Annotated in this window: 13 protein-coding genes; all 13 read left to right on the plus strand. The window is 44.2% G+C overall.

What is annotated here, in order from left to right:
* Positions 1–32 precede the first annotated feature (32 nt).
* The 13 genes from KYJ26_RS07895 (at position 33) to coaE (ending at position 15447) form a co-directional block, all read left to right on the plus strand.
* On the plus strand, positions 33–491 hold the full coding sequence (locus tag KYJ26_RS07895) for a DUF441 domain-containing protein (protein WP_219166914.1): 459 nt from the start codon (positions 33–35) through the stop codon (positions 489–491).
* A 325-nt stretch (positions 492–816) separates the two neighbouring features.
* On the plus strand, positions 817–1935 hold the full coding sequence (gene citZ / locus KYJ26_RS07900; protein WP_219166734.1) for a citrate synthase: 1119 nt from the start codon (positions 817–819) through the stop codon (positions 1933–1935).
* A gap of 116 nt (positions 1936–2051) precedes the next feature.
* Positions 2052–3326, plus strand: a complete 1275-nt coding sequence (gene icd, locus KYJ26_RS07905; protein ID WP_219166735.1) for an NADP-dependent isocitrate dehydrogenase — start codon at positions 2052–2054, stop codon at positions 3324–3326.
* A 78-nt stretch (positions 3327–3404) separates the two neighbouring features.
* The gene (gene mdh, locus KYJ26_RS07910) at positions 3405–4343 is read left to right on the plus strand and encodes a malate dehydrogenase (protein ID WP_219166915.1); all 939 of its coding nucleotides are present in this window, start codon (positions 3405–3407) and stop codon (positions 4341–4343) included.
* A gap of 575 nt (positions 4344–4918) precedes the next feature.
* Positions 4919–5395 carry a MaoC family dehydratase gene (locus KYJ26_RS07915; protein WP_219166736.1) on the plus strand — a complete coding sequence of 159 codons (477 nt, stop codon included), beginning with the start codon at positions 4919–4921 and terminating at the stop codon, positions 5393–5395.
* A gap of 210 nt (positions 5396–5605) precedes the next feature.
* Complete coding sequence (locus KYJ26_RS07920) at positions 5606–6325, plus strand: response regulator transcription factor (RefSeq protein WP_219166737.1); 720 nt, start codon at positions 5606–5608, stop codon at positions 6323–6325.
* Positions 6322–8091: a two-component system histidine kinase PnpS gene (pnpS, locus tag KYJ26_RS07925; RefSeq protein ID WP_219166738.1), complete on the plus strand. Its 1770-nt coding sequence runs from the start codon at positions 6322–6324 to the stop codon at positions 8089–8091. Before KYJ26_RS07920 ends, pnpS begins: the two co-directional genes overlap by 4 nt.
* Positions 8092–8393: 302 nt before the next feature.
* Positions 8394–9356: an FtsH protease activity modulator HflK gene (gene hflK, locus KYJ26_RS07930; RefSeq protein WP_219166739.1), complete on the plus strand. Its 963-nt coding sequence runs from the start codon at positions 8394–8396 to the stop codon at positions 9354–9356.
* Positions 9349–10284, plus strand: coding sequence for a protease modulator HflC (gene hflC / locus KYJ26_RS07935; RefSeq protein WP_219166740.1), 936 nt, complete (start codon positions 9349–9351; stop codon positions 10282–10284). Before hflK ends, hflC begins: the two co-directional genes overlap by 8 nt.
* A 352-nt stretch (positions 10285–10636) precedes the next feature.
* Positions 10637–13267: a DNA polymerase I gene (polA, locus tag KYJ26_RS07940; RefSeq protein ID WP_219166741.1), complete on the plus strand. Its 2631-nt coding sequence runs from the start codon at positions 10637–10639 to the stop codon at positions 13265–13267.
* A gap of 24 nt (positions 13268–13291) precedes the next feature.
* Complete coding sequence (mutM, locus tag KYJ26_RS07945; protein WP_219166742.1) at positions 13292–14116, plus strand: DNA-formamidopyrimidine glycosylase; 825 nt, start codon at positions 13292–13294, stop codon at positions 14114–14116.
* 68 nt (positions 14117–14184) lie between these two features.
* Entirely contained in the window at positions 14185–14817 is a 633-nt protein-coding gene (gene ytaF, locus KYJ26_RS07950; RefSeq protein WP_219166743.1) for a sporulation membrane protein YtaF, read from the plus strand.
* A gap of 24 nt (positions 14818–14841) precedes the next feature.
* Positions 14842–15447, plus strand: a complete 606-nt coding sequence (gene coaE / locus KYJ26_RS07955; protein ID WP_219166744.1) for a dephospho-CoA kinase — start codon at positions 14842–14844, stop codon at positions 15445–15447.
* The last annotated feature ends 288 nt before the right edge of the window (positions 15448–15735 follow it).

The raw sequence follows: 15735 nt of genomic DNA on the forward strand, positions 1-15735 counted from the left end.
TGGAGTACATAAAGGGGAGGCAGATGAAGGATATGACACAGCCGTTCATGTTTTTACTGCTTTTATTAGGAATCGGTTTGATTGCAAAAAATCAATCCATTATTATAGCCGTAGCATTTTTGATTGTTTTAAAGGTACTGGGAATGGATGAAAAAGTATTCGCGTCGATCCAGTCGAAAGGGATTAATTGGGGTGTTACCGTCATCACGATTGCGGTACTCGCACCGATTGCAACGGGAGAAATCGGTTTTAAGGATCTCTTTGATTCGTTGAAGTCCCCATATGCCTGGATTGCTCTTGCCTCTGGTATGGCCGTGGCATTGATCGCAAAGAACGGGTTAATCCTATTGGAGGATGATCCTCATCTCACGACGGCACTGGTTCTCGGAACGGTCCTCGCTGTGGCTTTATTTAGAGGGGTTGCCGTGGGACCTCTGATTGGCGCAGGCATCGCCTATCTCGCAATGAAAGTGTATGAATTTTTCCTTTGAAGCGTCGCTTTGGATCACACCGGGCGATTCCTTTTTTGTTATGGTTTATTTTTCTAGAAAAATAATTTTTATAGAAATTGGTGCGTTTTCATTCACAAAAGTCAGATAATTGTTTATAATAGGAAATGTAAGCGCATCCCAAGCTCTCGTGTTATCATAGGAGGAGCCGGGAATCATTTTTTGTATAGGAATTGAGCAATCGCTCAACGTGTTTATTTACGTTCTTTTTAAACAAGCCTACTAGATTTAATAGATCGTTTTGTAGGGTTTTATACTCATATGAAAATGGGTAAAAGAGAAATAACTATCAAAAGGAGAGGTTATTATGACAGCAACTCGCGGATTAGAAGGAGTTGTAGCAACAACATCATCTATCAGTTCGATCATTGACGACACTCTTACATATGTTGGCTACAACATTGATGATTTAGCAAACAATGCAAGTTTCGAAGAGGTAATCTACCTATTATGGCATCTGAAATTACCTAACGCATCGGAACTTCAGGAATTCACAGAGCTATTAGCAGCCAACGCTGAACTGCCTAAAGAAGTGCTCGAGCACTTCAAGATGTATAACATTAAGGAAGTTCATCCAATGGCCGCTTTACGTTCTGCCGTTTCCTTACTGGGCTTATATGATGACAAAGCGGATGTAATGGAAGACAAGGAAAACTACTTGAAAGCCGTTCGTCTTCAAGCGAAGATCCCGACGATCGTCACAAGCTTTGCCCGCATCCGCAACGGTCAGGAACCGGTTGCACCACGTAAGGACCTGGGGTTTGCCGCTAATTTCTTATACATGCTGACAGGAAAAGATCCAGAGCCTGTTGAAGTTGAAGCATTCAATAAAGCGCTTGTCCTTCATGCGGATCATGAGTTAAACGCTTCCACGTTCACAGCACGTGTATGTGTGGCGACTCTATCAGACGTCTACTCAGGTGTTACCGCTGCAATTGGAGCTTTAAAAGGGCCTCTTCACGGTGGTGCGAATGAGCAGGTTATGAAGATGCTTACTGAAATCGGTTCTGTCGATAAAGCAGAAGAATATATCCTGGACAAGTTAGAAAAGAAAGAAAAAATCATGGGCTTCGGTCACCGCGTATACCGTCAAGGGGACCCACGTGCGAAGCATCTTAAAGAAATGTCCAAAAAATTAACTGAATTAACAGGACAAAGTAAATACTACGAAATGTCCGTTAAGGTAGAAGACGTATTTACGTCTAACAAAGGCTTGCCGCCAAATGTTGATTTCTACTCAGCATCTGTCTACCACAGCTTAGGCATCGATCATGATCTATTCACTCCGATCTTTGCTGTAAGCCGTGTATCCGGCTGGTTGGCGCATATTCTTGAACAATATTCCAACAACCGCCTGATCCGCCCGCGTGCTGATTATGTAGGGCCTGGCAAGCAGGAATATGTACCTGTTGATCAAAGAGGTTAATCATCAATATTTACAAATAGTAAAAATATTGGTGTAATAATAAGAGAAGGGGAATGACTCAACATGCTTAACTAATGGGTCATCCCCTTTGATAATGAAAAAATGGAGGTTACATAATGACACAAGGTGAAAAAATTACAAACCAGAATGGCCAACTTAATGTGCCTAACAATCCAATCGTCCCATTCATTGAAGGTGACGGAACGGGTCCAGATATTTGGGCAGCAGCTCAACGCGTCCTCGATGCTTCTGTAGAGAAAGCATACAAAGGCGAACGCAAGATTTCCTGGAAAGAAGTATATGCTGGGGAAAAAGCATTCAACAAAACAGGCGAATGGCTTCCGAACGATACGCTTGAAGCAATCCGTGAATATTTCATCGCAATCAAAGGTCCACTTACGACTCCTGTCGGCGGCGGAATCCGTTCATTGAACGTGGCGCTTCGCCAGGAATTGGATCTATTCACATGCCTGCGTCCAGTACGTTACTTCGAAGGTGTTCCTTCACCGGTTAAGCGTCCTGAAGATACTGATATGGTCATCTTCCGTGAAAACACTGAAGATATCTATGCAGGTATCGAGTACGCTAAAGGTTCTGATGAAGTGAAAAAATTAATCAGCTTCCTGCAAGATGAAATGGGCGTTAACAAAATCCGTTTCCCTGAAACATCAGGTATCGGAATCAAGCCTGTATCTGAAGAAGGGACAAGCCGTCTTGTACGTGCAGCAATCAACTATGCGATCACTGAAGGCCGTAAATCAGTAACGCTTGTTCACAAAGGAAACATCATGAAGTTCACTGAAGGAGCTTTCAAAAACTGGGGTTACGAGCTTGCTGAGAAAGAATTCGGCGACAAAGTATTCACTTGGGCTCAATATGACAAGATCAAGGAAGCTGACGGATTGGAAGCGGCTAATAAAGCTCAATCCGATGCTGAAGCAGCAGGTAAGATCATCGTGAAGGATTCAATCGCTGATATCTTCTTACAACAAATCCTTACTCGTCCAGCTGAGTTTGATGTAGTAGCTACAATGAACCTAAACGGAGATTACATCTCTGATGCACTTGCAGCTCAAGTAGGTGGAATCGGTATTGCTCCTGGAGCAAACATCAACTACGAAACAGGACATGCGATCTTTGAGGCGACTCATGGAACGGCTCCTAAATATGCAGGTATGGATAAAGTGAATCCATCTTCTGTTATCCTTTCAGGTGTGCTAATGCTTGAACACCTTGGCTGGACAGAAGCTGCTAACCTGATCACAAAATCAATGGAAAAAACAATCGCTTCTAAAGTAGTAACATATGACTTTGCCCGTCTGATGGATGGCGCAACAGAAGTGAAATGCTCTGAGTTCGGTTCTGCTTTAATCGAAAACATGGAAGCATAATAATTTGACATAAGGATGGGGTGCTTCGTAAAGGGGCACTCCTTCCTTTACATAATGACATGAATAGGAGGAATCATGATGGCCATTAAACGTAGAAAAGTATCTGTTATTGGTGGAGGTTTCACCGGGGCGACAACGGCACTGATGCTCGCTCAGAAAGAACTTGGAGATGTGGTATTGGTTGATATTCCGCAAAACGAGGATCCAACGAAAGGGAAAGCGCTGGATATGCTTGAAGCGAGCCCTGTACAGGGATTTGATTCAAACATCATCGGTACGTCCAATTACGAGGATACAAAGGATTCGGATATCGTTGTCATCACTGCAGGGATTGCCCGGAAACCGGGTATGAGCCGGGATGATCTCGTTCAGACCAATCAAAAGGTCATGAAATCAGTTACGCAACAAATCGTCAAGCACTCACCTCACTGCTACATCATCGTCTTGACCAATCCCGTGGATGCCATGACCTATACCGTGTTCAAGGAATCCGGGTTCCCGAAAGAACGCGTAATCGGCCAATCGGGCGTATTGGATACAGCCCGCTTCCGTACGTTCGTCGCTCAGGAGCTGAACCTCTCTGTGAAGGATATCACCGGATTCGTACTCGGTGGCCACGGAGATGACATGGTTCCTCTTATTCGCTACTCTTATGCAGGAGGCATCCCGCTAGAGACGTTGATCCCTAAAGACCGCCTTGACGCCATCGTTGAGCGTACCCGTAAAGGAGGGGGCGAGATCGTAGGACTTCTCGGTAACGGAAGTGCCTACTATGCTCCAGCAGCCTCACTCGTCCAAATGGTCGAAGCCATCCTTAAAGACCAGCGCCGCGTCATCCCAGCCATCGCCTACTTAGAAGGCGAATACGGATTCGAAGGCATCTATCTAGGTGTCCCGACAATCCTCGGCGGAAACGGCCTCGAAAAAATCATCGAACTCGAACTGACCGAAGACGAAAAAGCTGCACTGGCCAACTCCGCTGACGCTGTTAAAAACGTGATGTCTTCATTGGCTTAACGACATAATCAAAACTGGCTTCCATTATGGAGGTCAGTTTTTTTTGTTGTTTTGACTCTTTACCAATGACTGTGCCTATAATTAGGATTCAATAATCAGGAAATGCGCTGTAAATAAATAATAGAAGAGGAGAGGGGACTTCTCCACTTGAAGATAGCGTTTGGCAATCTTTATCTCCAACGACCAGTGTAGATCTTCTTAGAAGAAGTTGTGGTTATAATAGATTTTGAAGTAGTGAAAAATATACCCCGATAGTTGATTGGAGCGGAAGGATGCTCGACTCCTGCGGGAAAAGCTGGACAGGTGAGACCCCGCAGGCGCAGCCGAGGAGGCTCACCGCCAGCCCCGCGGAAAGCGAGCATCCTGGAGCGGAAATCAACCAGCACTCTCTCCGTTTTCAACAGCTACCATCCTAATCCCAAACGAGATTTTAAAGAGAAAATGAAATTGTCTTTCCCTGCGTAAAAACTCTTTGTATGGAAACCCTAAAAATGATAAAATACTAATAGACAGACAATAAAAACAATTTTTATTATTTAAAATTGTAATCGTTTACATACTCGGAGGTGCTTCTTATGCTATTGGGGAAAAAGAGAAAACTCGGAAGAAAAATCGAAGAAATGACAGTGGGAGAAAAACTGACCCTGACAGAAAAAATTGAAGACAACGAATTGCTTCTATATCTTGGGCTCACGAACGATGCCAATCCATTATACATTCAACACGATTACGCTTCACAAACACCTTTTAAAAAGCCAATCGTTCCATCGATCATGCTGACAGGAATCATTACATCGGCCGTTTCGAAATATTTACCGGGGCCGGGCTCTCATATTGTAGAGCAAAACATTGAGTTCCCTAAACCGGTCTATCATTATGCTACTGTTCAATTTCTTTTTGAGGTGACAGAAGTAAATCCGAGTAACCACCTCGTAACCATTCAAGTTTCGGCTACGAATGAAGAGGATGAGAAAGTCATTAACGGGACCATCAAAGTTTGTCCACCTCATCACTTAGAAAAAATGAATAGCCATGCGTTAGAGAACTTCTAATGCGGAAAGAGAGCTGTGGTCGCATAGCTCTCTTTTTTATGCATGTAAATGATAATTATAAAAGACAAAGTGTATCCTATAAAAGAAAACTAATAAGTGTTAAATCTTCTTAAATGATGGTAACCCTGAAGATTTATATTATAATGAAAGTACAATTACATAAACGTTTGGATGTTGGGGTTAATTTTCTTTTGTATGGAGGCACATGATATGAGCAAAAAAATCTTGGTAGTGGATGATGAACAATCTATCGCAACACTCTTAAAGTATAATCTTGAGCAATCAGGTTATTCGGTTACAACGGTCCATGATGGTGAAGAAGGAAGGGATGCAGCGCTTGAACAGTCCCCGGACCTGATCATCCTTGACCTGATGCTTCCTTCTATGGACGGAGTAGAGGTATGCAAGGATTTACGACAGCGAAAGATCAATATTCCCATCCTGATGTTGACGGCCAAGGATGATGAATTCGACAAGGTTCTGGGCTTGGAGCTTGGTGCGGATGATTATATGACAAAGCCGTTCAGCCCACGTGAAGTGGTGGCAAGGGTGAAAGCGATCCTCAGACGAAGTCAGGCAATCCAGGAAGCGGCGGATACAGTTGTTCAAGAACCGACGGATTACAAGGAAGTCGGGGAACTAAAGGTGTATCCGGAGCAATATGAAGCATATTTCCAAGGTGAACTGCTGGAACTTACACCGAAGGAATTCGAGCTCCTCTTATACTTAACGGATAATAAAGGCAGAGTGTTGACGAGAGATCAGCTCTTAAGTGCGGTTTGGAACTATGATTTCGCCGGTGATACGAGAATTGTGGACGTTCACATCAGCCACTTACGGGAAAAAATTGAATCAAATACGAAGAAACCGACCTACATTAAGACCATTCGCGGCCTCGGATATAAATTGGAGGAGCCAAAAACTCGATGACCAAATTTAGAACAAAGCTCCTATTTGCTTTAATTACCTTGATCATCGCTGTTTTGATAGGGCTTGGGCTGCTTTTGGGACAAATTTTCAAGAACTTTTACTTAGATACATTCAACTCAAGGATCGAAAAAGAGGCGAGGCTTCTCGCAAGCTCCATTGAAGAGAACGGAACACCGAAAGAAATCAATCCGGACATGATCCAGGAATTGAGTGACATATTGGATGTTAGGATCACGATCCTTGATCAAGCAGGCAATGTGGTTCATGATACAGAAGCGTTGGAATCGTTTGTCGGCCCGCAGCAAGAGAGAATCGTAAAGGAAATCCATAAGAATTGGGATGTTAAGCATAAGCATAAAAAGCTGGTCACGTCAGAAAACGAATTTAGGTTTTATTGGTATCCGTTAAAGGATGCCAATGATCAGATGAAGGGACTCCTCGTCATGAGTGCAGAGGTGGATGCCCTTGAGAAAGGGACCCAGCAAATCTGGTTTGTTTTATCCATTTCCCTGGGACTCGCTTTGGTCCTCATCATAATCCTGGGATCCAGGATTACAGTGAGGTATACTAAACCCATCGAGTCTGCCACCAATGTTGCCATTGAGCTGGCCAAAGGGAATTACCGGGCCAGGACATACGAAGACCGGTTGGATGAAACGAGTATGCTAAGTACTTCCATCAATATTCTGGCAAGAAATCTTCAAGAGATGGTGAATGCCCAGGATATGCAGCAGAATCGGTTAACGACCCTCATCGAAAACATGGGAAGCGCCCTACTTCTAATCGATCATCGGGGTTTTGTCGTATTGACCAACAAGACGTTCAGGGATTTCTTTAATCTGAAGGAAAGTCAATTGAAGAAAGTACGATATCATGAGGTCATTCACTATCAGGAAGTGAATAAGCTCGTGGAGGAAATCTTCATGACGGAAGAACGACTACGTAAACAGATCCTCCTTCCTCATAAGCTTGATCGAAAGCATTATGAAGTGTACGGTGCCCCGATCATCGGGAACAATGACGAATGGAAAGGGATTGTCGTTGTATTTCATGACATAACCGAACTTAAAAAGCTCGAACAGATGCGTAAAGACTTCGTGGCGAATGTTTCACACGAACTGAAAACGCCGATCACTTCGATCAAAGGATTCTCTGAAACGTTGTTGGACGGAGCGATGAATGATCCAGAAACATTGAAGTCATTTTTAGACATCATCTTGAAAGAAAGTGACAGGCTGCAATCCCTCATCAAGGATCTGCTGGAACTGTCCAAGATTGAGAAACAGGGATTTGAGCTGGCCGTGGAGGAAGTGGAAGTAGCAGGGTTGATTGAAGATGTGATGCCTATTTTAAAAGAAAAGGCGAAGCCGAAAGAGATATCGCTTCAATCCGATTTCGAGTCAAGGGGACTGGCTGAAGTGGATTCATATCGTTTGAAGCAGGTCTTCATCAACTTGATCAGCAATGCCATTGTATATACGCCTAAAGGCGGGAATGTGTGGATCACGCTTCAGGAAGATCAAGACAAAGTATACGTAAAAGTGAAGGATGATGGCATGGGCATCAGTCCTGAAGAGTTGCCCCGTATCTTTGAACGGTTTTATCGGGTCGATAAAGCGAGAAGCCGTAACTCCGGTGGGACCGGTCTTGGGCTTGCCATTGTCAAACATATCATTGAAGCTCATGAAGGAGATATAGAAGTGGAAAGTGAATTGAATCAAGGAACGATTTTCACTGTCTCGCTGAATAAGCAGTTTTTATCCTGATGTGCTAATCTGAGGGAATACTTAGTTTGTTTTCACTTATTTTACATTGTTTTTACAATAGCTTTAAATACAATTAACAATCAGGTGGTACGATACTAAGTGAAACCCCTTCATCCAAGGTGTTAAGAAAAGGCGAGAACCAACCCCGTTCTCGTCTTTTCGCTTTTTTATTTTTGAAAGCGCTATTATTACCCGGTCCGAATTGTCACCTTCTTTTAATATTCTTGAAACCTTTTTACCTTATGTCCGTATATCTTAGTAGGCAGAAAATAAGATATAGAGATAGAAAAGGGAGGGTGCATATGAGTTTGAAGCGTGTTTATACTGTGGCAGGAATGGTGCTTGCAGCCATTATTTTAATTGTTGTACTTCTTACGTCCTGGTATACCGTTGATGAATCCGAGCAGGCACTTGTGTTGACGTTCGGGGAAGCAGGGGAGCCGATCGTTGAACCGGGACTTCATTTCAAGATGCCATGGCCGATGCAGTCGGTGGAGGTATTGTCCAAAGAAACCTTCAGTCTTCAATTTGGATATGAAGAAAAAGACGGGAAGATCAAAGACTTTCCGAAAGAAACCAAAATGATTACGGGGGATGAGTACATCGTCCTCGCCGATCTCGTCGTACAATGGAAAATCACAGATCCGGAAAGCTATTTATTCAATTCGGATGACCCAAAGGAAATTCTGTATGATGCGACTTCTTCTTCATTAAGAAGCATCATTGGAAGTTCGTTGATCGATGATGCCTTGACGTCTGGAAAGGCAGAAATCGAAGCGGATGTCAGAGATTTGTTAACTGAGTTGATTGACGATTACGATATCGGTATTTCCATTCTTGCCGTGAAATTACAGGATGTTGAACTGCCAAACTCAGAAGTTCGTTCAGCCTTTACGGCGGTTACGGATGCCAGGGAAACGATGAACACGAAAATCAATGAAGCGAAGAAATATCGTAATCAGCGGACCAACGAAGCCCAAGGGGAAAAGGATGCGATCATTTCCAGGGCCAAAGGGGATAAAATCGCTCGTGTCGAGCAGGCGCGTGGGGACGTCGCCGTATTTGATAAATTGTACAACGAGTATAAATCCAATCCTGAAATCACCAGGAAACGACTTGTATTGGAAACCCTTGAAAATGTGTTGCCCAATGCAGAAATATACATCATGAAAGATAGTGGGGAAACGCTGAAGTATTTCCCTATCAGACAGATGGAGAATCAGAATCCTCCGGCGAAGCAGGAAGGAAGTGAAGAGAATGAGTGATCAAAACGTGTTTGATATTAATTCTAAGAAGAATGAGCCCATTGAGTGGAGACGCTATACTAAATTAGGGATCTTTCTTGTGATTCTCATTGCCGTACTTTTGCTCCTGTTCACGAGTCTTTTCATTGTAAAAGAAGGGGAATACAAAGTCGTCCGTCAGTTTGGGGAAGTGGTCAGAATCGATAAAGATCCGGGATTGAAATATAAGATCCCGTTCATCCAGTCAGTAACGACGCTGCCGAAGCATCAAATGACGTATGACGTAACAGAAGCCGAGATAAATACGAAAGATAAAAAGCGTATGCTCATCGATAATTATGCCGTATGGCGCATTGAAGATCCCTTGAAAATGATCAAAAATGCACGGACGGTAATCAATGCCGAGACGAAGATGGAGGAGTTCATCTACTCGGTCGTTCGTTCAGAGCTCGGTCGATTGGAGTATGACGAGATCATCAATGATGAAAAATCGTCACGGGGAAGCTTGAACGATAAAGTGACAGATAAAGTGAATGAGTTGTTGAAGCGTGACGGATACGGCATCGTCGTTCAGGATGTCCGCATGAAACGAACGGATTTACCTGAAGCAAATGAAAACTCCGTCTACACACGAATGATTTCCGAGCGTGAATCCAAAGCGCAGGAATACCTGTCCATGGGAGATGCCGAGAAACAAAGGGTTACAGCGGAAACTGACCGTGAAGTGAAGGAACTGCTTGCAAAGGCAGGAGCGGATGCCAACGTGATCCGTGCCGAAGGAGAAGCAGAAGCTGCGCAGGTGTATAACAAATCGTTCTCGAAAGATCCTAGTTTCTATGATTTGTATAAGACGCTTGAAACGTATAAGAAAACCGTCGATGATAAAACAGTTATCATTCTACCATCTGATTCTCCGTACGCGAGGTTATTGATGGGGTATACGGAATAACAATCAGTACTCTTGGAGGGTGGCGTGGTCCATTCTTCAAGGGTTTTTTGGTTTTCTAAGCGTGGGATGGGAATGTTTGCAGGGCGTTCTCGTTGTTCATCACATTTTGGCACAAGTTATTGTAAGGGTGGCACGAGTTCCATTAGAAGTGACACAAGTTATGCCGACCTCATAGAATCTCACACCGAATTGTACGTTAAGATACACCGAACAATGATGTCCAGCCCCCATCTACTAGCCCGATCTCCAATCACTCTCTTCCTCGATGAAATAAGTGCCCCGTTTTTCCTTTCATTCCTCAACGTGATAGAATAAACCTATAGAATCAGAAGCCTTTACAGGAGGTACTTACATGTCCAAAAAATTAGTCTTGATTGACGGTAACAGTATTGCTTACCGTGCATTCTTTGCCCTTCCTTTATTAAATAACGACAAGGGTGTACATACAAACGCGGTGTATGGCTTCACGACCATGCTGCAAAAAATATTGGAAGATGAAAAACCATCACATATCCTTGTCGCATTTGACGCTGGTAAAACGACCTTCAGACATAAGACATTCACGGAATACAAAGGCGGCAGGCAGAAAACTCCGCCGGAACTATCTGAGCAATTCCCTTATATCCGGGAACTGTTGGATGCATATGGCATCAAACGGTATGAAAAGGAAAATTATGAAGCGGATGATATCATCGGCACCCTTTCCCTGCAGGCGGAATCAGACGGGTTTGAAGTGAAGGTCTATTCCGGGGATAAAGATTTGACCCAGCTGAGCTCGAAAGACACCACGGTCTGCATCACGAGAAAAGGGATCACGGATATTGAAGTATATACTCCGGAGCACATTAAAGAAAAATGGGAGATCACTCCTGACAGGATCATCGATATGAAAGGCTTGATGGGGGACAGCTCTGATAACATCCCAGGGGTACCTGGTGTAGGAGAAAAAACGGCCATCAAGCTCCTGAAGGAATTCGATTCCCTTGAAAAGCTTCTGGAGTCCATTGACAAAGTGAGCGGAAAGAAACTGAAAGAGAAGCTCGAAGAAAATAAAGAGCAGGCCATCATGAGTAAAGAACTGGCTACGATCCTCCGGGAAGCTCCTATTGAAGTTACGGTTGAAGAGTTGAATTATGAAGGCTGGGATGAAGGGAAGCTGAAGGAAGTTTACAGGGATCTTGGATTCAATTCCCTGCTAGAAAAAATGGGGGAATCCACACAAGCTGAACCTGAGGAGCTGGATGATATCTCCTTTGACGTGGTGGACACCATTAAAGAAGAACATCTATCAGACGAAAGTTCTCTTTATATCGAAATGCTTGAAGAGAATTATCATCTTGGGGACGTCATCGGGTTAAGCCTCCATAATGAAAAAGGGACGGTTTTCTTCACTCTGGAAACAGCGGTGAATTCAGATGCCTTTAAGAAGTGGGCAGAGGACGAATCTGCGATGAAGTATGTGTACAACTCGAAGGAGACTGTTGTTGCCCTGAAACGACAGGGTATCGATATCAAAGGGATCGAGTTCGATCTATTGCTCGCTTCCTATATCATCAATCCTTCTGAATCAAGTGAAGACTTCGCATCCATTTCAAAAGGGCACGGTCAGCCTTCCATCGAGTCGGATGAAGCGGTTTATGGAAAAGGGGCGAAGCAGAAAGTCCCTGCCACTGAGATTCTATCCGAGCATCTTGCACGTAAGGCATTCATCCTGCATGAGTTAAAGAATACGTGCATGAAGGAACTGGAAGAGAACGAACTGTATGACTTATATATGAAGCTTGAATTACCACTCGCTTTGATTCTTGCTGAAATGGAATTCACAGGTGTGAAAGTCGACCAGGAGCGTCTTAAGACCATGAAGGAAGAGCTTGCTCATCGTTTGGAAGAATTGGAAAAGAACATTCATGAACTGGCGGGGGAAAGTTTCAATATCAATTCGCCTAAACAGCTGGGTGTCATCCTATTTGAAAAACTGGGTCTTCCGGTTGTGAAGAAAACAAAAACGGGATACTCCACTTCGGCAGACGTATTAGAAAAACTGCAATCGAAGCATGAGATCATTGATCATATCCTTCATTACCGTCAATTAGGGAAGCTGCAGTCCACTTACCTTGAAGGGTTATTGAAGGTCGTCCATAAAGATTCAAGCAAGATCCATACCCGTTTCAACCAGGCCCTCACCCAAACAGGACGACTGAGTTCAACGGACCCGAACCTTCAGAACATCCCGATCCGACTTGAAGAAGGGCGGAAGATCCGTCAGGCTTTCATTCCTTCTGAAAAGGGATGGGTCATGTTCGCTGCCGATTATTCTCAGATCGAACTAAGGGTACTCGCCCACATTGCAGGTGACGAGAAGTTGGTAGAAGCATTCAGAAACGATATGGACATTCACACGAAGACCGCCATGGACGTCTTTGGAGTGAGCAAGGACGAGGTAACGTCCAATATGAGAAGGCATGCGAAAGCCGTCAACTTCGGTATTGTGTATGGAATCAGTGATTACGGCTTATCACAAAGCCTTGATATCACACGGAAAGAAGCAGGGGAATTCATTAAGAAATACTTGGAAAGCTTCCCCGGCGTAAAAGAATATATGGATGATATCGTCCAGGATGCGAAACAGAAGGGGTATGTGACAACTCTGTTGAATCGTCGCCGTTACCTTCCTGAAATCACGAGCCGTAATTTCAATTTACGAAGTTTTGCAGAACGTACAGCGATGAATACACCGATCCAGGGAAGTGCAGCGGATATCATCAAGAAAGCCATGATTGATATGGCGGCCAGATTGAAGGAAGAGAATCTTCAATCCAGAATGTTATTACAGGTGCATGATGAATTGATCTTCGAGGCTCCTGAGGAAGAAATCGAAACCTTGAAGAAGATCGTACCTGAAGTGATGGAGAATGCCATGGAGCTTGAAGTTCCGCTGAAGGTTGATTATTCGTATGGACAAACATGGTACGACGCGAAGTAGTTTTATGCAGAAGGAGGTGCCACATTGCCTGAATTGCCTGAAGTAGAAACGGTCAGAAAGACATTGGAGCTCCTGGTCCTCGGAAAGAAGATTAAAGATGTCAGTGTCTATTGGCCGAAAATGATCAAAAATCCCATTGAAACGGATGAATTCACTGATAGTCTGAAAGGTCAGGAAATCCTTGAAATGAGGAGAAGAGGGAAGTTTCTCATCTTCTACTTGAATGATGTTGCCCTCGTTTCCCATTTAAGAATGGAAGGGAAGTATAACTTAGCGGAACATCAGGATCCCATTGAAAAACATACTCATGTCATCTTTCACTTTACGGACGGGACGGAGCTCAGATACCGCGATGTCCGGAAGTTTGGTACGATGCATCTGTTCAAGAAAGGGGAGGAACTGCTTCACCTTCCCCTTCTTCAATTGGGACCAGAGCCTTTCCTTTCTGAATTCACAGTGGATTACCTGGCTGAAAAGCTTGGCAGGACGGACAGGATCGTGAAGGCGACCTTATTGGATCAGACGGTTCTTGTGGGCCTTGGGAATATTTACGTGGATGAAGCCTTATTCCGTGCCGGCATTCATCCTGACCGGAAGTCGAAGTCCCTGTCACAAGATGAAATCAAACAACTGCACAGGGAAATCATTCACACGTTGACCGAAGCCGTGGAAATGGGTGGCAGTACGATCCGGTCATACGTGAACTCCCAGGGGCAGATGGGGATGTTCCAGCAGAATCTTTATGTTTACAGCAGGAAAGAAGAGCCTTGCCGTAACTGCGGGACGCCCATCGAGAAGAAAGTATCAGCCGGGAGAGGGACTCATTATTGTCCCCGATGTCAGCGGTAGAAAGAAGGTTTAACATTTGATAAGCCCTTACCATATAGTATTGTAATGATTTTTGGGAGGGCTATTAGATGAGTGAAACAATCTCCTTATTACTGCTGGCGTTTGCTGTGAGTCTCGATAGTTTTAGCACTGGTTTGACTTATGGATTGCGAAAAGTGAAAATCCCTACAAAATCAATCAGCATCATATCGATCTGTTCAGCGAGCTCATTATTGCTGGCCATGTTACTCGGTCAAACCATCGGATCCGTCATTACCCCGGTCTGGGCAGGGAGGATCGGCGGACTGATCCTTGTCGTGATCGGCGCAGCCGTTCTTTACCAGTTTTTCAGACCGGAAAAGGAAACGGTGTTATCACATGAAAAAACATTGATCAATTTTGAAATCAAATCCATAGGTTTAGTGATACAAATATTAAGAAGACCGCTTACGGCGGACTTTGATAAATCCGGTACGATTACGGGTATCGAAGCGTTCATGCTGGGGATTGCCCTGTCACTGGATGCCTTCGGTGCCGGGATCGGTGCCGCATTATTACATTTCTCACCAGTCATGCTCACCCTTGCGATCTTTGTGATGAGCTTTTCGTTCTTATTTTCCGGATTGAAAATGGGGGAATTCTTCTCACATCTTCGCTGGATTCACCGCGTCTCGTTTCTTCCGGGCGTCCTGCTCATCCTCATTGGGATCCTGCGGTTTTAATGGCTGGTACGAAAGGATTCGATCATGGCAACTATTATAGGATTGACAGGTGGTATTGCGAGCGGTAAAAGCACCGTTTCCACCATGTTAAATGAAAAAGGATATACAATCATCGATGCAGACCTGGCTTCCCGCATGGTCGTAGAAGTCGGCCAGCCGGCCTACCTTGCCATTGTGGAGGAATTTGGTGACACCATCCTTCACGAAAACGATTCAACCATCAACCGTGAAAAACTCGGTCAAATCATCTTCAACTCCGAAGAAAAACGAAAAAAACTGAACAGCATCGTCCATCCAGCGGTAAGAAGCATGATGCTGCAGCACAAGGATGAAGCCATAGCTGCCGGCAAACATACAATATTCCTGGATATACCCTTACTATTCGAGAGCGACCTGACGTGGATGGTGGAACGCACCCTCCTGGTCTACGTGAACGAGGAAACACAGCTATCACGCTTAATGGAACGAAATCATTTTAATCGTGAAGATGCAGAAGCACGAATCGCTTCCCAATTTCCATTAAAAGACAAAGTCAATCTAGCCGACGCCGTCATCGACAACAACGGATCACTGCAAGAAACTAAAGAACAGCTTGAAGCCCTATTAGCAGAATGGGATTTACAACCATAGTATAATAAATGACCGACAAGAAAATTCTTGTCGGTCATTTTGTTTTTTAGATTGACTATTGCTGTAGAGTTATATGTTGTTTTAATTGGTCCCATCATGATATCAATGGTTGAGTGTAGAGGAAGGTTGCTCGACTCCTGCGGGAAAAGTGGGACAGGTGAGACCCCACAGGCGCAGCCGAGGAGGCTCACCGCCCACCCCGCGGAAAGCGAGCAACCTGGAGCGGAACTCAACCCAGCACATATCCCTACAAATTATTAAACGGGGTAATTTGAAAACACGTATGTT

Origin of the sequence: Rossellomorea orangium, assembly GCF_019334305.1 — a bacterium.
Lineage (GTDB): Bacteria > Bacillota > Bacilli > Bacillales > Bacillaceae_B > Rossellomorea.

Excerpts from the sequence above, each read along its gene's own strand:
- KYJ26_RS07895 (WP_219166914.1), top strand. The coding sequence starts at position 33 with ATGACACAGCCGTTCATGTTTTTACTGCTTTTATTAGGAATCGGTTTG.
- citZ (WP_219166734.1), top strand. The coding sequence starts at position 817 with ATGACAGCAACTCGCGGATTAGAAGGAGTTGTAGCAACAACATCATCT.
- icd (WP_219166735.1), top strand. The coding sequence starts at position 2,052 with ATGACACAAGGTGAAAAAATTACAAACCAGAATGGCCAACTTAATGTG.
- mdh (WP_219166915.1), top strand. The coding sequence starts at position 3,405 with ATGGCCATTAAACGTAGAAAAGTATCTGTTATTGGTGGAGGTTTCACC.
- KYJ26_RS07915 (WP_219166736.1), top strand. The coding sequence starts at position 4,919 with ATGCTATTGGGGAAAAAGAGAAAACTCGGAAGAAAAATCGAAGAAATG.
- KYJ26_RS07920 (WP_219166737.1), top strand. The coding sequence starts at position 5,606 with ATGAGCAAAAAAATCTTGGTAGTGGATGATGAACAATCTATCGCAACA.
- pnpS (WP_219166738.1), top strand. The coding sequence starts at position 6,322 with ATGACCAAATTTAGAACAAAGCTCCTATTTGCTTTAATTACCTTGATC.
- hflK (WP_219166739.1), top strand. The coding sequence starts at position 8,394 with ATGAGTTTGAAGCGTGTTTATACTGTGGCAGGAATGGTGCTTGCAGCC.
- hflC (WP_219166740.1), top strand. The coding sequence starts at position 9,349 with ATGAGTGATCAAAACGTGTTTGATATTAATTCTAAGAAGAATGAGCCC.
- polA (WP_219166741.1), top strand. The coding sequence starts at position 10,637 with ATGTCCAAAAAATTAGTCTTGATTGACGGTAACAGTATTGCTTACCGT.
- ytaF (WP_219166743.1), top strand. The coding sequence starts at position 14,185 with ATGAGTGAAACAATCTCCTTATTACTGCTGGCGTTTGCTGTGAGTCTC.
- coaE (WP_219166744.1), top strand. The coding sequence starts at position 14,842 with ATGGCAACTATTATAGGATTGACAGGTGGTATTGCGAGCGGTAAAAGC.